General features: G+C 34.3%; 1 protein-coding gene. It reads left to right on the forward strand.

Annotation, left to right across the window (positions count from 1 at the left end):
- On the forward strand, window positions 1-289 hold a 289-nt coding region (locus H3T96_RS14670; RefSeq protein WP_198248699.1), incomplete at both ends, for a hypothetical protein.

Raw genomic sequence — 289 nt, forward strand, 5'->3', positions numbered from 1 at the left:
AATTTGAATGAAGAGTCTTACAAAGATCCTGATAAGCTTACTGAAGGGGGAAAACGCAGTTTTAGATTTAGTCAGTTAAAATCTGCAAATTCATTATTAGAATTAGCCGTTGATCCAAAAATGATAGTGCATAATGATAATGAAAATAATGATGAGGACAATCAAAAAGAGTTAATCCAAGACCAAAACACCTTTATAACTGCCCATAAATTCAATTCACTACGCGACCGTAAAGGAAAAGGCGCAGAAAAAGGAAACGGCGTAGAATATGAATATGAGGCTGAATCTA

It is taken from the genome of Gilliamella sp. W8136 (genome assembly GCF_016101285.1).
Classification (GTDB): Bacteria; Pseudomonadota; Gammaproteobacteria; order Enterobacterales; family Orbaceae; genus Gilliamella; species Gilliamella apicola_N.